This is a genomic window from Sphingomonas folli (assembly GCF_019429525.1).
GTDB classification, from domain to species: domain Bacteria; phylum Pseudomonadota; class Alphaproteobacteria; order Sphingomonadales; family Sphingomonadaceae; genus Sphingomonas; species Sphingomonas folii.
Genome location: NZ_JAHXZL010000005.1, coordinates 66,354 through 85,069 on the forward strand (window position 1 = coordinate 66,354; position 18,716 = coordinate 85,069).

At 72.5% G+C, this 18,716-nt stretch carries 17 protein-coding genes; 14 read left to right on the forward strand and 3 right to left on the reverse strand.

What is annotated here, in order from left to right; all coding sequences use genetic code 11:
- The first annotated feature begins 24 nt into the window (after positions 1-24).
- Positions 25-1,260 carry a TetR/AcrR family transcriptional regulator gene (locus KZ813_RS09065; RefSeq protein ID WP_219754664.1) on the forward strand — a complete coding sequence of 412 codons (1,236 nt, stop codon included), beginning with the start codon at positions 25-27 and terminating at the stop codon, positions 1,258-1,260.
- Positions 1,261-1,397: 137 nt separating this feature from the next.
- On the opposite strand, the gene KZ813_RS09070 is transcribed toward KZ813_RS09065, so the two are convergent.
- Positions 1,398-2,189, reverse strand: a complete 792-nt coding sequence (locus KZ813_RS09070) for a helix-turn-helix domain-containing protein (RefSeq protein ID WP_219754665.1) — start codon at positions 2,187-2,189, stop codon at positions 1,398-1,400.
- A 201-nt stretch (positions 2,190-2,390) separates the two neighbouring features.
- Here KZ813_RS09070 and KZ813_RS09075 point away from each other — a divergent pair, with 201 nt between their 5' ends.
- A complete protein-coding gene (locus tag KZ813_RS09075) occupies positions 2,391-3,611 on the forward strand; it encodes an MFS transporter (RefSeq protein WP_219754666.1) in 1,221 nt (406 codons plus the stop codon).
- On the forward strand, positions 3,608-4,297 hold the full coding sequence (locus KZ813_RS09080; RefSeq protein ID WP_219754667.1) for a glutathione S-transferase N-terminal domain-containing protein: 690 nt from the start codon (positions 3,608-3,610) through the stop codon (positions 4,295-4,297). The genes KZ813_RS09075 and KZ813_RS09080 overlap by 4 nt, the downstream gene beginning before the upstream one ends.
- 144 nt (positions 4,298-4,441) lie before the next feature.
- On the opposite strand, the gene KZ813_RS09085 is transcribed toward KZ813_RS09080, so the two are convergent.
- Positions 4,442-4,954, reverse strand: coding sequence for a cysteine hydrolase family protein (locus tag KZ813_RS09085; RefSeq protein ID WP_219754668.1), 513 nt, complete (start codon positions 4,952-4,954; stop codon positions 4,442-4,444).
- Positions 4,955-5,084: 130 nt separating this feature from the next.
- Between KZ813_RS09085 and KZ813_RS09090 the strand changes: the two genes are divergently transcribed.
- The 7 genes from KZ813_RS09090 (at position 5,085) to KZ813_RS09120 (ending at position 11,734) form a co-directional block, all read left to right on the forward strand.
- Positions 5,085-5,885 (forward strand): thioesterase family protein, encoded by an 801-nt coding sequence (locus KZ813_RS09090; RefSeq protein WP_219754669.1) that lies wholly within the window; start codon positions 5,085-5,087, stop codon positions 5,883-5,885.
- 113 nt (positions 5,886-5,998) lie between these two features.
- Positions 5,999-6,652 (forward strand): hypothetical protein, encoded by a 654-nt coding sequence (locus tag KZ813_RS09095; RefSeq protein WP_219754670.1) that lies wholly within the window; start codon positions 5,999-6,001, stop codon positions 6,650-6,652.
- A gap of 48 nt (positions 6,653-6,700) precedes the next feature.
- Positions 6,701-7,420, forward strand: a complete 720-nt coding sequence (locus KZ813_RS09100) for a response regulator (protein WP_219754671.1) — start codon at positions 6,701-6,703, stop codon at positions 7,418-7,420.
- Between the two features lie 52 nt (positions 7,421-7,472).
- Positions 7,473-8,786, forward strand: a complete 1,314-nt coding sequence (locus KZ813_RS09105) for a sensor histidine kinase (RefSeq protein ID WP_219754857.1) — start codon at positions 7,473-7,475, stop codon at positions 8,784-8,786.
- Positions 8,787-8,941: 155 nt separating this feature from the next.
- Positions 8,942-9,496, forward strand: a complete 555-nt coding sequence (gene dcd / locus KZ813_RS09110; protein ID WP_183920730.1) for a dCTP deaminase — start codon at positions 8,942-8,944, stop codon at positions 9,494-9,496.
- Positions 9,497-9,795: 299 nt separating this feature from the next.
- Positions 9,796-11,448 (forward strand): Na+/H+ antiporter, encoded by a 1,653-nt coding sequence (locus tag KZ813_RS09115; protein ID WP_219754672.1) that lies wholly within the window; start codon positions 9,796-9,798, stop codon positions 11,446-11,448.
- A gap of 7 nt (positions 11,449-11,455) precedes the next feature.
- Positions 11,456-11,734, forward strand: a complete 279-nt coding sequence (locus tag KZ813_RS09120; protein WP_219754673.1) for a UvrB/UvrC motif-containing protein — start codon at positions 11,456-11,458, stop codon at positions 11,732-11,734.
- 326 nt (positions 11,735-12,060) lie between these two features.
- Here KZ813_RS09120 and KZ813_RS09125 read toward each other — a convergent pair whose 3' ends face one another.
- Positions 12,061-12,318 carry a hypothetical protein gene (locus KZ813_RS09125; protein ID WP_219754674.1) on the reverse strand — a complete coding sequence of 86 codons (258 nt, stop codon included), beginning with the start codon at positions 12,316-12,318 and terminating at the stop codon, positions 12,061-12,063.
- Positions 12,319-12,386: 68 nt separating this feature from the next.
- On the opposite strand from KZ813_RS09125, the gene KZ813_RS09130 reads away from it, so the two are divergent.
- From KZ813_RS09130 to KZ813_RS09145, 4 genes are all read left to right on the forward strand, one after another.
- Positions 12,387-13,205 carry a TrmH family RNA methyltransferase gene (locus tag KZ813_RS09130; RefSeq protein WP_219754675.1) on the forward strand — a complete coding sequence of 273 codons (819 nt, stop codon included), beginning with the start codon at positions 12,387-12,389 and terminating at the stop codon, positions 13,203-13,205.
- 68 nt (positions 13,206-13,273) lie between these two features.
- Positions 13,274-13,609 (forward strand): hypothetical protein, encoded by a 336-nt coding sequence (locus KZ813_RS09135; protein ID WP_219754676.1) that lies wholly within the window; start codon positions 13,274-13,276, stop codon positions 13,607-13,609.
- 215 nt (positions 13,610-13,824) lie between these two features.
- Positions 13,825-16,578, forward strand: a complete 2,754-nt coding sequence (locus tag KZ813_RS09140; protein WP_219754677.1) for a TonB-dependent receptor — start codon at positions 13,825-13,827, stop codon at positions 16,576-16,578.
- A 32-nt stretch (positions 16,579-16,610) separates the two neighbouring features.
- On the forward strand, positions 16,611-18,701 hold the full coding sequence (locus KZ813_RS09145; RefSeq protein ID WP_219754678.1) for a glutaminase family protein: 2,091 nt from the start codon (positions 16,611-16,613) through the stop codon (positions 18,699-18,701).
- Positions 18,702-18,716: the final 15 nt, after the last annotated feature.

Below are 18,716 nucleotides of genomic sequence, written 5' to 3' on the forward strand. Positions count from 1 at the left end.
AAGCGACGTGCTACCGGTCGCTCCATGGGGGATCTGAGGACCGACGACGCCACCGCCACGCGGCGCTTCCGCGAGAAGCGCGAGGCGATCCTGGCCGCCGCGGCGGATGCGATCAACGAGCAGAGCGCCAAGGGCATGACCTTCGCCGACGTGGCGCGCCGCGTCGGGCTCAACACCACCAGCGTGACCTATTACTTCAAGCGAAAGGAGGATCTCGCCGCGGCGGCGTTCGAGCACACGCTCGACTATCTGCTGGCGATGCTCGACGAGGCCGCGGCCGAGTCGACCGCGCCCGAGCGGGTCGAGCGGCTGGTCACGCTCAACCTGGCGCGACTGGCGCGGATCGAGCGCGGCGAGGAACGTGCGTTCGCGGTCTTGTCCGACCTGCGCGCGATGGACGAGCCGGTGCGCGCGCGGCTGATGGCGCGCTGGCGCGAGGTGTTCCGCCGCACCCGCGCGCTGTGGGGCGAGCAGCGCGCGCGCGGCGCGGTCGACCTCGCCGGCGCGCGCGCGCACGTGCTGCTGGAGAACATGTTCTGGCTGCCCGCCTGGCTGCCGCGCTACGACGCCGACCAATATCCGCGCGCCGCCGAGCGGCTGATGGACCTGTTCCGCCACGGGCTGGCGGGCCCGGGCGCGCGCTGGGCGCCGCGCGCGCTGACGCTCGAGCGCGACGACGCGGTGCCGGGGCGCGACGCCTTCCTGCTGGCGGCGACCCGGCTGATCAACGAGCTGGGCTATCGCGGCGCCTCGGTGCAGCGGATCGCCTCCGAGCTGAACGTGACCAAGGGCAGCTTCTACCACCATCTCGACGCCAAGGACGATCTGGTCGCGGCCTGCTACCGCCGCAGCTTCGACACGATCGCCGCGGCGCAGCGCAGCGCCGACGCGCGCGGCGGGACGCACTGGCAGCGGCTGTGCGACGCGGTGGCGACGCTGGTGACGGTGCAATTCTCCGACAGCGGCTCGCTGCTGCGCACCACCGCGCTGAGCGGCCTGCCGCCGGGCGAGCGCCAGCAGATGGTCGATCGCTCGACCCGGATCGCGCGCCGCTTCGCCGGCACGCTGATGGACGGCGCGGCGGAGGGGACGATCCGCGCGGTGGACAGCCTGATCGCCAGCCAGGCGGTGATGGCGCTGCTCAACGCCGCCTTCGACATGCGGAAGTGGGCCTCGACCATGGCGCCGGATCGCGCGGCGGGTCTCTACGCCTCGACGTTGCTGTTCGGGATGTTCGACGACCGCCTGCTGGTCGGGTGAGCGGGTGAGCCTGGCCGCGCGACGGCGGACGCCGGGGCCCGGGGCGGCCGGGGGCGGCGTTCCTGGCGGCGGGCCCCTGCGTGCGCGGGCGCGCACCGGCTGTCCGAGCGGGGCATCGGCCAGCGCCGCGCGTCCCCCTACACCGGTTCGCCCAGCGCCTCGGTCCGCGCGCGGATCGCGAGCTGGTTGTGCGGCCCGCGCCGGCGCGAGAACTCGCGCACCGAGCAGCCGAGGAACAGGTGGCTGTCGCGCAGGAAGTGCGAGCGGTCCCAATAGCCCGCTTCCTCCAGTGCCATCGGCGCCGCCTCGGGCTGGGTCAGCATCGCGCTCAGCGCGCGCAGGAAGCGCGTGCGGCGCAGCAGCAGCTTGGGGGTGAAGCCGAAATTGAAGCGGGTCAGCGCGGCGAGCGCGCGCGGGGTCATGTCAAGCGACTCGGCCACCGCCTCGATCCGCGTGGTGGCGGGGTCGCGCAGCATCGTGCACAGCCGGTCGATCCGCGGGTCGGCCGGTGCGCGACGCTGCAGCCGCGCCTCGAGCCAGCCGTCGAACACCTGCTGGAACGGCTCGCCCGCCTCGAGCGCGGCGCGCAGCATCTCGGCGCCGGGGTCGAGCTCGTCGAGCGGCACGACGCGGTTGGACAGCCGCGACACGTCGCCGCCGAACAGCTGCGCCCAGCCATAGGGCAGCAGGCCCGCGCCGACCAGGATCCCGCCCGAGGTGGTGACATAGCCGGCGTAGCTGGTGGGCCCGGTCAGCGCGACCGTGGGCATCGGATCATAGCTGCGGCTGCCGATCCGGAGCGACCAGGGCGGGCTGCCCGCCAGCGTCACGCGGATCGTCGCGACGCTCGGGAAGAAGGCGTCGTGGAAGACGTGCCCCGGCACCACCGGCGCGGCGAAGCGATGATAGCCCGTGACGTGCTGCGTCAAGGCGTCGCTCGGGCGGTGATACGCGACCCCGACGCTCTCATGGTCCCCCACCGCTGCCCCCCAGCAACCCTTATTTACATCTCATTACCTTACCGACCGGGCGGGGCAAGCCTTAGTCCCGCTCTGACCTATATTCTTTTGACATGGATCAGTCGGTCGGCCGGGCCGCGACAGCGACGGCGCACCGTCGTATGATCGGGCATGCCTCGCTTCGCGCATCGCGCCGTGCCGATCGTCCTCGCCGCCGTCACGGTCGACGTGATCGGCTTCGGCATCGTCATGCCGGTGCTGCCCGGGCTGATCGTCGCGCTCGGCCGCACCGACCTGGCGCATGCCACGCTGATCGGCGGCTGGATGCTCGCCGCCTTCGCGCTGGCGCAGTTCGTCGCCGGGCCGATCCTGGGCAATCTCGGCGATCGTTTCGGGCGGCGGCCCGTCCTGGTGGCCGCGATGATCGCCTTCGCGCTCGACTATGCGCTGATGGCGGGCGCGCCGTCGCTCGCCTGGCTGTTCCTCGGCCGCGTGATCGCGGGCGCGGCGGGCGCGAGCTACGGTCCAGCGGGCGCGGTGATCGCCGACGTCACCCCGCCCGAGCAGCGTGCCGCGGGCTACGGCCTGCTGGGCGCCGCGTTCGGGCTGGGCTTCATCGTCGGCCCCGCGCTCGGCGGGCTGGTGGCGCATTGGGGGCCGCGCGCGCCGTTCGCGCTCGCCGCCGCGCTGGCCGCGCTCAACGCGCTGGCGATGCTGCTCTTCCTGCCCGAGACGCTGGGGCGCGACCATCGCCGCCCGTTCCGGTGGCACGACGCGCACGTGATCGGCGCCTTCCGTCCGCTGTTCGCGGCGGGCAATGCCGCGCCGCTGCTGCTGGCCTGGTTCCTGTGGCAGCTCGGCGGCATCGTCTACCCCGCGGTGTGGAGCTTCTGGGCGACGCTGCGCTTCGGCTGGAGCCCCGCCGCGATCGGCTGGAGCCTCGCCTGGGTCGGCTTCCTCCAGCTGCTCGTCCAGCTCCTGCTGACGCGACGTGCGGTGGCGCGGCTGGGCGAGCGCCGCGCCGCGCTGATCGGGCTGGTGGCGGGCGCGGCGACGCTGCTCGCTTATGCCTTCGTGACCGCGGGCTGGCAGGTCTACGCCTTCTTCCTGGTGGGCGCGCTGGGGGCGCTGGCATGGCCCGCGATGAACGGCCTGCTCAGCCGGCTGGTCGACGCGACGCGCCAGGGCGCGCTGCAGGGCGGGCTCGGCAGCATGAACTCGGTCGCCGCGGTGATCGGGCCGCTGATCGCGACGCAGAGCCTCGCCTGGGGGGCGCGGCGCGGCTTCGACGGGCTCGCTTTCGTCGTCGCGGGCACGCTGATCGGCGCGGCGGCATTGATCGTGGCGCTCGGCGTCCCCACCCTTCGCGCACACGACGGAGACGCGCGATGATCGACCTGCATTACTGGCCCACGCCCAACGGCCACAAGATCACGATCTTCCTGGAGGAGGCCGGGGTCGACTATACCGTCCACCCGGTCAATATCGGCCAGGGCGAGCAGTTCCGCCCCGAGTTCCTCGCGATCTCGCCCAACAACCGCATGCCCGCGATCGTCGACCACGCGCCGAGCGACGGTGGCGAACCCGTGAGCGTGTTCGAGAGCGGCGCGATCCTGCTGTATCTCGCGCACAAGACCGGCCAGTTCGGCGGGGCGACGCCGCGCGCGCACGTCGAGGTGCTCGAGTGGCTGATGTGGCAGGTCGGCGGGCTCGGCCCAATGCTGGGGCAGAACCACCATTTCACCCGCTACGCGCCCGAGCGTATCCCCTATGCGATCGAGCGCTATCTCAAGGAGACCAACCGGCTGTACGGCGTGCTCGAGCGGCGGCTGGACGGGCGCGACTATGTCGCGGGCGGCGAGTACACGGTCGCCGATATGGCGTGCTTCCCCTGGATCCTGCCCGAGCCGCAGGGGCAGGACATGAACGACTTCCCCAACGTCGCGGCGTGGCACGCGCGGATCAAGGCGCGACCCGCGGTGGTGCGCGCCTATGAGCAGGGCGCACGGGTGCAGGCGCAGCCGGCGGAGATGAGCGACGAGCAGCGCCGCGTGCTGTTCGGCCAGACCGCGCGATAGGGTGGGTTGATCATCACGCGAGAAGGCAGGCGCTAGGCGTAGGCGGACACGCCGACACCGGCGCTGGCCTTTCTCGTCGCGTCCACTCCTGCCGTCGTCCCGGGCGTGGTCCGGGATGACGGAGGTGTTAGGTCGTCGCGGTCCTCATCCCCCCTCTCGCGTCGGCCACACTTCCGCGGCGGTGACCACCGGCATCTTCGAGCCGAGCGCGGCGAGCGCCACCTGATGGACGAAGTCGGTCGGCGCGGTGCACAGGTCCCCGATCACGCGGCGCTCGAGCATCGTCGCCTCGGGCGCGAGCGCGGTATAGGTCACGCAATTCTGCGTCATCATGCCGCAGACGAAGAGCTCGCCGGTGTCGAGCAGGTGCGCGCCCAGGTCGGTCTCCTGGAACGAGTCGGGGAAGTTCTTGGTGATCACCGCGGCGCCCTCCGCCACCGCCATGATCGCGGGGCGGATCACGCTGCCCGGCTCGTCCTCGGCGAAGGGACCGCCCGCGGCGACGTGGCGCACCAGCACCACCTGATCGCCCGCGGCCTGCGCCGCGACGATCGCGGCGACGATCCGCTCCTCCACCGCCTCGGCGCGCCACAGCGGCAGCGCGCCGCGCGCGAAATAGGCGTTCTGGACGTCGATCACCAGCAGCGTGCGCCTCATGTCATCTCCTCGTCGTCGCAGCCTCCTTCATAGCGCGCGCGGTCGCGGCGACGGGCCGGGCGGCCAGTTCTTGTCGCCCCGCGATGGCGCACGGCATTGATCCGCGCGGATCCGCGGCTAGCCTGGGGCGATGACCGACCCGATCCCCGCCACCCCGCTCGCGGCGCTGCTCGCCGCGCTCACCCGCGACGGCGCGGCGGCGCGCTGGCACGGCACGGTTCCCCCGGACTGGCAGCAGGGTCGCACCGCCTTCGGTGGCCTCTCCGCGGCGATGGCGCTGCACGCGGCGCGCGCCCTCGAGCCCGAGCTGCCGCCGCTGCGCTCGGCGCAGGTGGCGTTCGTCGGCCCGATCGCCGGCGCGGTGACCGTCTCCGCCGCGCTGCTGCGACGCGGGCGCAACGCCGCCTTCGTCGCCGCCGAGGTGAGCGGCGAGGCCGGGCTGGGCGTGCGTTGCACCTTCGTCTTCATGCGCGCGCTCTCGCAGGCGCTGACGCACGAGCGCGGCTCGGCACCGGCGACGGCACCCCCCGGCCCAGACGACCGCGTGCTCCGCGGCGGCCACCCGCAGGTGGCGTTCACGCGCCACTTCGAGTTCGTCGACCCGCCCGGCCAGGACGATCCCGCGGCGTGGCTGCGCTGGGCGCGGCTGGCCGAGCGCGACGGGCTCCACCCCGAGGTCGAGCTGATGGCGATCGGCGACTGCCTGCCGCCCGCCGCGCTGCGGCTGCTCGGCCTCGGCGCGCCGGTGAGCTCGATGACGTGGCAGCTCAACCTGCTCGACCCCGCCCCCGCGACGCGCGACGGCTGGTGGCTGCTGCGCTCCACCACCGATCACGCGCGCGACGGTGCCTCGTCGCAGCGCATGGCGATCTGGGCCGCCGACGGCCGCGCCGTGGCCGAGCAGGTGCAGTCGGTCGCGGTCTTCGGCTGATACAAATCGCGACAATATTCCGGCACTTCGACATCCCCGCGCGACAGCCGCGGCCTAGCAGGACGACACGGACGGGGCCCGAGCCCCGTCGATCGTGTCGAGGGGTATATCCGATGAAGACCTTGCTCTCCGCCGCGGCGCTCGGCGCCGTCGCGCTCACCGGCGCCGCGCCGCTGCTCGCGCAGGACCCGCCCGCCGCGCGCGGCGACGCGCCGGCCCCCGGTGCGATGCGGCCGCGTGACCCGCTCGGCGCCGCCGACGCCGACCGCGACGGCGTGGTGACGCGCGAGGAGGCCGCCGCCGAGGCCGACCGCCGCTTCGCCGCGATGGACGCCGACGGCGACGGCAAGATCGACCGCGACGAGCGCCGCGCCTTCCGCCCACCGCATCCGCCGCGCGGCGACATGGCGCCGCCGCCGGGCGAGGACGGTCCGCCGCCGCCTCCCCCGCCCGGCGGCGACGTGCCCCCGCCGCCGCCCCCGGGCGCCGAGCGCGACCGCGGCGACCGCGGCGAGCGCCGTCACCGCCGCGAGCCGCGCGAGATCACGCGCGCGCAGTTCCGCGAGCGCGCGCTGCGGATGTTCGACCGCGCCGATGCCAACCACGACGGCCGGGTCGACCAGCAGGAGCGCGAGGCGATGCGGCTGATGATGCGCGCGCGCCGGATCGGCCCCGACGGCGACCTGCGCGGCCCCGGCCGGCGCGGCGACCAGCGCGACGACGCGCGCGGGGGCGAAGGCGACGGCGCCGCCCCCGGGCGCGACTGACGCCCGGCCCTTCCCATCGAGGCACGAGCTATGGCAGGCCCCGACGACATGGCCGACACCCCCCACCTGCTGCTGGTCGACGACGAGCGCTCGATCCGCGAGCCGCTCGCCGTCTACCTGACCAAGCAGGGCTTCCGCGTCACCCAGGCGGGCGACGCGGAGAGCGCGCGCACGCGCATGGCCGCCTATGCGATCGATCTGGTCGTGCTCGACATCATGATGCCGGGCGAGGACGGCCTGTCGCTGTGCCGCCACATCCGCGCCACCGGCGAGACGCCGGTGATCCTGCTCACCGCCAAGAGCGAGGAGACCGACCGCATCGTCGGGCTCGAGATGGGCGCGGACGATTACGTCGTGAAGCCCTTCTCGCCGCGCGAGCTGGCGGCACGGATCAAGGTGGTGCTGCGTCGCGCCGCGGGCGGCGCGGTTCGCCAGCACGCCCCCGAGAGCGGCGCCTATGCCTTCGCCGGCTGGCTGCTCAAGACCGGCGAGCGCGCGCTGGTCGACCGCGAGGGCGTGTCGGTGCCGCTGTCGACGGGCGAGTACAACCTGCTGCTCGCGCTGGTGCAGCGCCCGCGACAGGTGCTGACTCGCGACCAGCTGCTCGACCTGACTCAGGGGCGCGAGGCGGCGGCGTTCGACCGCGCGATCGACAATCAGGTGAGCCGGCTGCGGCGCAAGATCGAGGCGGATCCCAAGGCGCCCGAGATCATCAAGACGGTGTGGGGCGGCGGCTACGCGCTCTCCACCGACGTGACGCGGCTGTGAGCGCCGCGTGACCTGGCGGCGCCTGCCCTGGCCGCGCAGCCTCGCCGGGCAGATGGCGCTGCTGGTCGCGCTGGCGCTGTTCGTGGCGCAGGCGATCAACCTGGCGCTGCTGCTGCGCGAGCGGAGCAGCTTCCGCGTCGCCCAGGCGTCGCGCCCCGCCGCCTTCCGCCTCGCCGACGCGATCGACCAGGAGGCGAGCGGGCGCCGCATCGCCCCCGACCGCGGCCGCGTCCGAGTCGCGGCGCGCAGCCCGATCACCGCGGCGATGGACCCACAGCCCGAGATGGCGCGCGAGGTGCGCGCGCAGCTCGACGAGTTCGGCGTGCGGATGCGCCGGGTGGAGGTGGCGATCGCGCCGCCCGGCACCTATCAGGTGCCGCTCAGCCGGTTCGAGCGGCGCATGGCGGCGCGCCACGGCCCCGAGCCGCCGCCCGAGACGATCGTGGTCGCCGCGCAGCAGCCCGGCGGGCGCTGGCTGGTGCTGGCGGGCGGGCTGCCGCGCGGCGACACGCGGCTGTTCTGGCGGCTGCTCGCGCAGACGCTGATCCTCTACGGCATGGTGCTGCTGCCGGTGCTGTGGGTGGCGCGGCGCATCTCGCGCCCGCTGCGAGAACTCGCCGCCGCGGCGCGCGCCTACTCGCCGCGCACCCCGCCGCGCCCGCTCGAGGAGGAGGGACCGCCCGACGTCGCCGCGGTGATCGCCGCGTTCAACGCGCTCAGCCTGCGGGTCACCGCGATGCTCGACGAGAAGGACCGCATGCTCGGCGCGATCGGCCACGACCTGCGCACCCCGCTGGCCGCCCTGCGCGTGCGGATCGAGTCGGTGGAGGACGAGCAGGACCGCGCGCGCATGGCCGACACGATCGCGGAGATGAACCGCACGCTGGAGGACATCCTCTCGCTGGCGCGGCTCGGGCGGCCGAGCGAGCCCGAGACCGAGGTCGACCTCGCCGCGCTGGTCGACGCGGTGGTGGAGGATTTTCGCGACCTCGGCGACGACGTCGCCTTCGAGGAGGCCGCGCGGCTGCGGATGCGGCTGCGCCCGTCGCTGATCCGCCGCGCGGTGCGCAACCTGATCGAGAACGCGATCAAATACGCCGGTGCGGCCGAGGTGTCGCTGCGCGCCGAGCCGACCAGCGCCGCGATCGTCGTCGCCGACCGCGGCCCGGGCATCCCGGCCGAGCGGCTCGACGACGTGTTCGGCGCCTTCATCCGCCTGGAGACCTCGCGCAACCGCGAGACCGGGGGGATCGGGCTGGGGCTCGCGCTGGCGCGCGCGATCGTCGAGGAGGCGGGCGGCGCGATCGTGCTCGGTCCCCGGGACGGCGGCGGGCTGGTGGCGACGATCACGCTGCCGCGGGGCTGAGCACGGTGCCTGGCGTCGGCCCTTGAGCCGTTCGCCTCCGTCCGGCTCGGCCCCTTCCGTTCGGCTCGAGTTGGGGATGTGCTGACGACAGACGGCCCCCCTTGCACTCCACCCCCGCAGCGCCGAAAGCGTCCGCCTCACTGGGGGGAGCCTGTATGTCGATCCTGTCGGACCGCTGGATCCGCGAGCGCGCGCAGGGCGAGGGCATGATCGAGCCCTTCGTCGAGGCGCAGCGCCGCGACGGCTGCATCAGCTACGGCCTGTCGAGCTACGGCTATGACGCGCGCGTCGCCGACGAGTTCAAGATCTTCACCAACGTCGACAACGCCATCGTCGACCCGAAGGACTTCGCCTCGAACAGCTTCGTCGATCGCAAGACCGACGTGTGCATCATCCCGCCCAACAGCTTCGCGCTGGCGCGCACGGTGGAATATTTCCGCGTGCCGCGCGACGTGCTGGTGATCTGCCTGGGCAAGTCGACCTACGCGCGCTGCGGCATCATCGTGAACGTCACCCCGCTGGAGCCGGGCTGGGAGGGGCACGTCACGCTCGAATTCTCGAACACCACCCCGCTGCCCGCCAAGATCTACGCCAACGAGGGCGCGTGCCAGTTCCTGTTCCTCCAGGGCAACGAGCCGTGCGAGATCAGCTACGCCGACCGCGCCGGGAAATACATGGGCCAGCGCGGGGTCACGCTGCCGCGGCTGTGAGGGAATGAGCGGCGGAACGTGCCTCACGCCGCCGATGCCGCTCCGCCGCCTGTCCTGCCCCCTGCGAGAGCTGGGGCCGAGGTGAGAGGCACACGTGAGTCTCACGGTGGCCGCCCCGCCTGGACCCCGTCTCGCCGGGCAACGGGCCCCGCTCGTGGCTCAGCCGGCCGTCCCATCCTGCCGGCGAGGCGCGCGCGCGGCAGGGGTGCTCCGGCAGCGAGCATCGATCTTCTACGTCGCCGACGGAACCCCACCGCCGCGCGCGTCTTAGAAGAGCGTATCGGTGGGAGACCCTGAAGTTGGAAGTCGTCACGTTGTGCCTGTTCCTGCTGCTGGCGGTCGTCGTCAGCGGCACCGTCTCGCGACTTCTGCCCTCCGCCCTTCCCCGGCCCCTCGTCCAGATCGCGCTCGGCGCGCTGATCGGCGCGTTCGCCGGCATCCGCGTCGAGCTCGATCCCGAGCTGTTCTTCCTGCTGCTGGTGCCGCCGCTGCTGTTCCTCGACGGCTGGCGGATCCCCAAGGACGAGCTGCTGCGCGATCGCGGCGCGGTGCTGGGGCTGGCGCTCGGGCTGGTGTTCCTCACCGTGCTGGGCCTCGGCTATTTCGTCCACTGGCTGATCCCGGCGATGCCGCTCGCGGTCGCCTTCGCGCTCGCCGCGGTGGTCTCGCCCACCGACCCGATCGCGGTCGGCGCGATCGCGCAGAAGGTGACGATCCCGAAGCGCATGATGCACATCCTCGAGGGCGAGTCGCTGCTCAACGACGCCTCGGGCCTGGTCTGCCTGCGCTTCGCCATCGCCGCGGCGCTGAGCGGCACCTTCTCGCTCGGCGAGGCGCTCGGCACCTTCGCCTGGATGGCGCTCGCCGGGGTCGCGCTCGGCGCCGGCGTCACCTGGCTCGCGATCAGCGGCAAGGCGCTGGTGGCGCGTCGCGCCGGCGGCGACGACGCGGGCTCGAACATCCTCGTCAGCCTGCTGATCCCGTTCGGCGCCTATCTCGCCGCGGAGCATGTCCACGCCTCGGGCGTGCTCGCCGCCGCCGCCGCGGGGATCGCGATGACCTTCGTCAGCAGCGGCGTGACCGTCAGCGCGGCGACCCGCATCCGTCGCCGCGCGGTGTGGGACATGCTGCAGTTCACGCTCAACGGCGTGATCTTCGTGCTGCTGGGCGAGCAGCTGCCCGCGCTGTTCGCTGGCGCACGCGCCGCGGTGGCCGGGGCGGGGCACGACAGCAGCTGGTGGCTGCTCGGCTATGTCGCCGCGATCGTGGCGGTGCTCGCCGCGCTGCGCTTCGGCTGGGTGTGGGTGGCGCTGCAGCTCACGCTCTACCGCGCGAAGCAGCGCGGCGACGGCGCGGCGGGCAGCCCGCCGCGGCGCGTGATCGCGGCCATGTCGGTGGCGGGGGCGCGCGGCGCGATCACGCTGGCGGGCGCGCTGACGCTGCCGCTCGCGCTGCCGGGCGGCGCCGATTTCCCCGCGCGCGACCTCGTCATCCTGCTCGCCTCGGGGGTGATCCTGGCCTCGCTCGCGATCGCCGCGGGCGGCCTGCCGCTGCTGCTGCGCGGGCTGACCTTCCCCGCCGAGGAGGGCGCCGCCGGCGAGCGCGACCGCGCGCGCGTCGTCACCGCCGAGGCCGCGATCGCCGAGATCGAGCGGGCCCAGCACGCCATGGCGCAGGACCGCGGCGACGCCGACCGCTACACCGACGTGGCGGCGCGGCTGATGGCGCAGTATCGCGATCGCATCGCCTATCTCGACGAGGACAGCGGCGCGCGCGACGAGCGCTCGCACGACAATGAGATCGAGCGCGAGCTCCGCCTCGCCGCGGTGCGCGCCGAGCGCCAGGCGCTGTTCGAGCTGGGGCGCCGCCGCGAGATCGGGCTGACGCTGGCGGAGCAGCTCGGCCGCGAGCTCGACCTCGCCGACGCGCGACTGACCCGGATGGGACTATGAGGGCTGTATGAGCGAGACGATCGCCGAGCTGCACGCCGCGATGGAGGCCGCCGCCACCGCGCTCGACTTCGAGGAGGCGCGCCGATTGCGCGACCGCATCGCGCTGCTGCGCGGCGGCGCGAGCGCGGACGCGGCGGCCGCCGCCGACCTCAGCGGGATCGAGCGCCAGCGCCCCGGCGCGATGGGACTGGGCACGAGCCAGCAGCGCGTGTCGCCGCCGCCGGGCTGGACGCCGCCGCCCCGGCCCGACCCGATGACACGCGGGCGCGGCACGCGCCGCCGCTGAGCGGCGGCGGTGACCGAGTGAGGGCGAAACGCGCGCGATGAGGCGGCACGCGTCGCGCCGCTACAGTCGTCATTTCGACGTCACCCCGGATCCACCGCGCCGCGCTCCCCTCGACGGCGGGAGCCGCCGCGACGCGGGGCGTGGAACACGGTCGGGAAGGCGCTGGGTGGTTGATCCATCGCTCCTCGAGCTGAGCCGTGCGCCTGCGTCCGCAGGAGCACCCCGCTGGTTCACATCAGACAGATCAGCCTCTAGCGAAAGGCCATCGCGGCACGGCGACGAGCGCGCGCTCGGCCGATGCTCGGACCGCCTACGCGCGGCCTCCCTCACAGACCGATCGTGTCGAGCGCCGCGGCGAGTTCGGCGTCGATCGTCTCGCCCTGGCGCGGCGTCAGCCGGTTGAGCGCAGTCTGGACGCGGCGCTGCGCCACCTGCAGCGTCTTGTGCCGCACCGCGCGCACCTGGTTGGTCCGCCCCGAGCGGCTCTCGCCCAGCAGCGCCCCCCATTTCTGCTCCTCCGCCGCGAGGATCGCGAGCGCGAGCCGCAGCCCGTCGCGCTGGCCGCGCGCGTGATCGTCACTCATCCGCCGTCGCTCCGCCATGGCGCGGGCCGAGGGTGGCACGGCGCGCCCGATGCTATACGGGCACCGCCGTGCCCCAGTTGATCCCGATCGTCGACCCCGCCGACCCGCGCGTCGAGCCCTATCGCGACATCCGCGAGCGCGACCTGGTCGGGCGCCGCGGCCTGTTCGTCGCCGAGGGCACGGTCGTGCTGGAGAAGCTGGTCGAGAGCGCGACTCACCGCGCCGACTCGCTGCTGATCGCCGACAAGCGCGCCGACGCGCTCGCGCCGCTGCTGGCACGGCTGCCCGCGGACACGCCGGTCTATCTCGCAGCGCCGGGCGTACTCGACGCGGTGGCGGGCTTCCCGCTCCACCGCGGCGTGCTCGCGATCGGGCGGCGCGGCAGCGAACCCTCGGCCGACGCGCTGCTCGGCGGCACGCCGCCGCCGCCGCGCGACGTGCTGCTGCTGTGCGGCATCGCCAACCATGACAATATCGGGGGGATCTTCCGCAACGCCGCGGCCTTCGGCGTGGGCGCGGTGCTGCTCGACGCCGACTGCTGCGACCCGCTCTACCGCAAGGCGATCCGCGTCTCGGTCGGCGCCGCGCTGACGGTGCCGTTCGCGCGGCTCGGCCGCGGCGAGGACGCGCTGGCGCTGCTCGCGCGCCACGGCATCGAGGCGGTCGCGCTCAGCCCGGCGGGCACGGCGCCGCTGCTGGACTGGCGCCCCGCGCCGCGCAGCGCGGTGCTGCTCGGCGCGGAGGGCCCGGGCCTGGCACCGACGCTGATGGCGCGGGCGCGCACGCTGCGGATCGCGATGGCCGCGGGCTTCGACTCGCTCAACGTGGCGACCACCTCCGGGATCGTGCTCCATCATCTCGCCACCGCGCGCGCCGGCGGGGCGTAGCGTTATGGGGCGACGCCGCGCGGCGCGGCGTTGCCGAGCCCGGGCCGTGGGGCATAAGTCTCTCTCCCATGAGTATCCTGTGTACCCTGGGCCTGCACCGCTGGCAGAGCCACCCGACCCTGCGACCGGGCACGACGGTCCACCGCTGCGCCTGGTGCGACGCGCGCGCGCTGACCCACGGCGGCCGACAGCGGCGTCGCAAGCGCGTGTTCTTCGGCGCGGCGCTGCTGGTCTCGGCGGGCATGTGGTTCGTCGGCTACAACCTCCTGGTGCACGGTCGCACGCGCGTGCTCCACACCGCCTCGGCGTCGGCGCGCACGGTGGCGACCGCGGCGTCGAAGGGGCGCAACGTCGTTCACCGCATCCAGGGCGACAAGGGCAGCTACGTCGAGGGCAAGGACTGAGGCGCACGAGGGCGTGACCTCGACGCGTCCCCCCGGGCCGATCGTCGGCAGCGCTCGGCATGCAGCGGACTGAGCGGTCAAGTCCATGAGAACGCTTCCAGAATAATCTGATTATATGCTTTCTTTTATCATCGGAGCGTTATACCCAAGCCCCTAAGCCGTTGGAAAAACGGCCACGGGAGAGGGTAAATATGACAATCAGGGACTCCGCGTCCGTGCTCGCGGTCGCGTGCGCGCTGTGCTGCACGGCGACCGCGACGGCGCAGGATCAGGCAGGAACGCCGAGCGACGCCGGCGTGATACCCTCGGGCGATGCCGGCGCGCCCGCCGCCGCGGCGAGTGCCTCGCCCAGTGTCGGCGAGGAGGACATCGTCGTCACTGGGCTGCGCCGCAGCGTCCAGGGCGCGCAGGCGCTCAAGCGCGACGCCGACCAGATCCTCGACGCGGTCGTCGCCGAGGACATCGGCAAGCTGCCCGATAACAACGCCGCCGAGGCGCTGGCGCGGATCACCGGCGTGCAGGTGTCGCGCTCGCAGGACGAGGCCAACGGCGTCTCGGTGCGCGGCCTGCCCGACGTGACCACCACCTTCAACGGCCGCGAGCTCTACACCGCGGAGGGGCGCCAGGTGGCGTTCCAGGACTTCCCCGCCGCCTCGCTCGCCGGGCTCGAGGTCTACAAGGCGACCACCGCCGACCTGGTCGAGGGCGGCATCGCCGGGCTGGTCAACGTGCGCTCGCGCCGGCCGTTCGACTTCGACGGCTTCGAGATCGCGGGCTCGATCCGCGGCATCTACGGCGACCAGGCGCGCAAGGTCGATCCGCAGGGCAGCCTGCTGGTCACCGACCGTTTCGACACGCCGATCGGCGAGTTCGGCGCGCTGATCAACGTCTCCTACACCCAGACCAACTATCTCACCTCGGCGCGCTGGGACAGCGGCGACGTCGACACCCCGGTCGAGGGGCAGGTGATCACCACGCCGGGCGTCGGCCGCGACTTCAAGATCCCGGAATCGGTCGGCATCTTCTACAATAACGGCAAGCGCTGGCGGCCGTCGGTCAACAGCTCGCTGCAATGGCGCCCGGCGGACAATATCGAGCTGTACCTCGAGGGCCTGTACCAGGGCTATCGCAGTCGCGAGGAGAACAGCGAGCTGGCGATCCGGCTGCGCAACGGCAACCCCACCTTCAGCAACGTGGTGCTCGACGCGGACGACCCCGGCAAGGTGACGAGCCTCACCCGCTCGGGCGGCGAGGGATCGATCGGCACCGACCTGTTCCGCGGCGTGCCGCACAGCACCACGAACACCTATCAGTTCGCGGGCGGCGGCAGCATCAAGGGCGAGCACGCCAAGTTCAGCACCGACCTCGCCTATACCGACACGCGCAACTATTTCACCGACTACGGCTTCGATTTCGCCGCGCGCGACCCGGCGACGGCCGACATCGCGTTCGACATCGACCGGGATTACGGCGGGGTCGAGTTCTCGCTGCCCGGCTTCGATCTGACGAACCCGGACAATTACGTCATCCGCGGCATCTTCGACCGGCGTCGCGAGGGGCGCGGATCGGGCTGGCAGTGGCGCAACGACCTGGAGCTGGACTTCGACCTCGACGGGATCGACAAGCTCCAGTTCGGCACGCGCTACACCACGCGCAAGAGCACCTTCGCCGACGGCACCCGCTACGCCAACATCCGCGCGCAGCGCGTACCGCTCACCGCGGCGCCGATCGGCATGGGCGGGCTGGTCAAGGAAGGCTTTCGCGGCAGCGACGCGCAGCCGACGCGGCAATGGTACGCCCCCAGCGGCCAGGACGTGTTCGACAATATCGAGGCGCTCCGCGCCTTCGCGCAGGACCGGCTGCGGATCAGCAACCTCGGCAACGCCGACCAGCAGCCCGAGCTGTGGGACCCGGCGCTGCCGCCGTACACCACCCAGTTCGCCGCGGACGAGAAGTCCTACGCCTTCTACGGCCAGCTCCATTATGGCTTCGAGCTCGGCGGCATCCCCCTCGACGGCGTGGTCGGCGCACGCGTCGTCAACACCACGATCGAGACGGTCGGCCTGGGCTCGGTCGACGGCGATGTCCGCATCACCGACGACCGCAAGAATTACGTCGACGTGCTGCCCAATGTGAGCCTGCGCGCGCGCCTCACCGACCAGCTCCAGTTCCGCGCCTCCGCCACCGAGACCCGCACGCGCCCCACCTTCGGCCAGAGCAACCCCGCCTTCGTGCTCCAGCGCGATTCGGTGAACCTCGGCGACTACAACGGCAGCAGCGGCAACATCGATCTCGAGCCGATCCAGTCGAAGAACTACGACGCCTCGCTGGAATGGTATTTCAGCCGCACCGGATCGCTGACCGGCGCGGTGTTCCGCCGCGACCTCAAGGGCTTCATCAGCAACTATACGGTGTTCCAGCAGGTCCCCGGCTTCGGCAACATCCGCGTCACCCGGCCCGAGAACGCCGGCGAGGGGCGCATCCAGGGCGTCGAGCTGGCCTTCACCAGCTTCTTCGACTTCCTGCCAAGTGTGCTGAGCGGCCTCGGCACCCAGCTCAACGCCACCTATCTCGACGGCAAGCAGGCGCTGCCGACCGTGCTCGGCGAGCAGGGCCGGCTGGTGCGAGTCCCCAACACCTCGAAATGGACGTACAACGCCAACCTGCTCTACGAGAAGGGGCCCGTCTCGGCGCGACTGGCGTACAACTACCGCACCGACTGGGTGAACTTCTACAACAACACCGAGAGCGAGTCGGCGGTGGCGGGCGAGTATACGCGCGCGACCGCGCGCCTGGACTTCTCCGCCGCGGTCACCCCGGTCGAGTTCCTGACGATCACCTTCGACGCCACCAACCTGACCGGCGTGCCGTTCCAGAACGTCCGCAATTTCTCCGACACGCAGAGCTACCCGCGCGATATCCGCTACGAGGCGCGGACCTTCTCGCTCGGCGCGCGCTTCCGCTTCTGATGTCGTCCGACCACCCCCACGCAGGAGCCAGGATGCCCGCCACCCGTCTCGCCGCCCGCGCGCTCACGCTCGCCTGCCTCGTCGCGCTGCCGCTCACCGCGCCGCTCCACGCGCAGGCACCGGTCACCACGCGCACGCCCGCCACCCCGCTGGTCGCGCACGACCCGTATTTCAGCCTGTGGAGTCTCACGGACAAGCTCAACGACGCGCCCACGCGCCACTGGACCGGCAGCGAGCAGCAGATCAGCGGCTGGGTCCGCGTCGACGGCAAGGCGCTGCGCTTCATGGGCGGCGGGCGCGGCGACACGATGACGCAGCTGTCGCGCGAGCTCACGCCGACGCGCACCAGCTACGACTTCGAGGGCGGCGGGGTGCGGCTCACCGCCACCTTCCTCTCGCCCGCGCTGCCCGACGACCTCGACCTCGTCTCGCGCCCCGTCACCTATCTCAGCTGGACGGTGCGCTCGACCGACGGGCGCGCGCACGCGGTACAGGTCTATGTCGACGCCAGCGCGCAGCTCGCGGTCAACGACGACCAGCAGCAGGTGGTGTGGGGCAGCAGCCGCGTCGGCGACATGAGCGTGCTGCGCGTCGGCACGACGTCGCAGCAGGTGCTCCAGAAGGTCGGCGACAATGTCCGGATCGACTGGGGCTGGGCGCAGCTCGCGGTGCCGGAGCAGCCCGGCACCACCACCGCGACGATCGGCGAGGGCGAGCGCGCCGCCTTCCGCGACGGCACCGCACCGGTGTCCGACGATCTCGCGATGCCGCGACTGGCGCACCAGAACCGCCCGCTGCTGGGGGCGCGCTTCGATCTCGGCAGCGTCGGCGCCGAGGCGGTGACGCGGCGCGCGATGCTCGCCTATGACGACATCGACTCGATCGAATATTTCAAGCGCCGCCTGCCCGCCTATTGGCGCCGCGACGGCATGACGATGGCGCAGCTGCTGCAGGCGGCCGAGCGCGACGAGCCGATGCTGCGCGAGCGCGCCGCCGCCTTCGACCGCGAGCTCACCGCCGACCTCGAGCGGGCCGGCGGGCGCGCCTATGCCGAGCTGGCCGTGCTGGCCTATCGCCAGACGCTCGCCGCGCACAAACTGGTCGCCGACGTCGATGGGACGCCGCTGTACTTCTCCAAGGAGAATTTCAGCAACGGCTGCATCGCGACGGTGGACATCACCTATCCCACCTCGCCCTTCTACCTGCTGCTCAACCCGCGCCTGCTGGAGGCGCAGCTGCGCCCGATCCTGGATTACGCGAGCATGACGCGCTGGCGCTTCCCCTTCGCCCCGCACGACATCGGCACCTATCCCCAGGCCAACGGGCAGGTCTATGGCGGCGGCGAGCGGAGCGAGGACGACCAGATGCCGGTCGAGGAGAGCGGCAACATGCTGCTGATGATCGCCGCGCTCGCCAAGGTGCAGGGCAACGCCGACTTCGCCGCCCGCTACTGGCCGCTGCTGACGCGCTGGGCCGAGTTCCTGCGCGACAAGGGGCTCGACCCCGAGAACCAGCTCAGCACCGACGACTTCGCCGGGCATCTCGCGCACAACACCAACCTGTCGATCAAGGCGATCAGCGCGCTCGACGCCTATGCCGAGCTGGCGCGGCTGCTCGGCAAGAAGCAGGACGCGGCGCGCTATCGCACCACCGCCAAGCAGATGGCGGCGCGCTGGCAGGTGATGGCGCAGGACGGCGACCACACCAGGCTGGCCTTCGACCAGCCCGGCACGTGGAGCCAGAAATACAATCTGGTGTGGGACAAGGTGCTGGGCCGCGGGCTGTTCCCCGCCTCGCTCCGGCACAGCGAGCTGGCCTTCTACCAGCGCCACCAGGGCAAGTACGGCCTGCCGCTCGACAGCCGCAAGACGTACACCAAGCTCGACTGGATCACGTGGAGCGCCACGCTGGCCGACGATCGCGCCACCTTCGCGGCGCTGGTCGAGCCGCTCCACCGCTACATGCAGGAGACGCCCACGCGCGTGCCGCTGAGCGACTGGTACGAGACGACCGACGGCGCGCAGGTCGGCTTCCAGGCGCGCGCGGTGGTCGGCGGCGTGTACATCAAGATGCTCGACGACCCGGCGCTGTGGCGCAAATGGGCCGCGCGCGCCGCCAAGTGAGCCGGACAGCGAGGA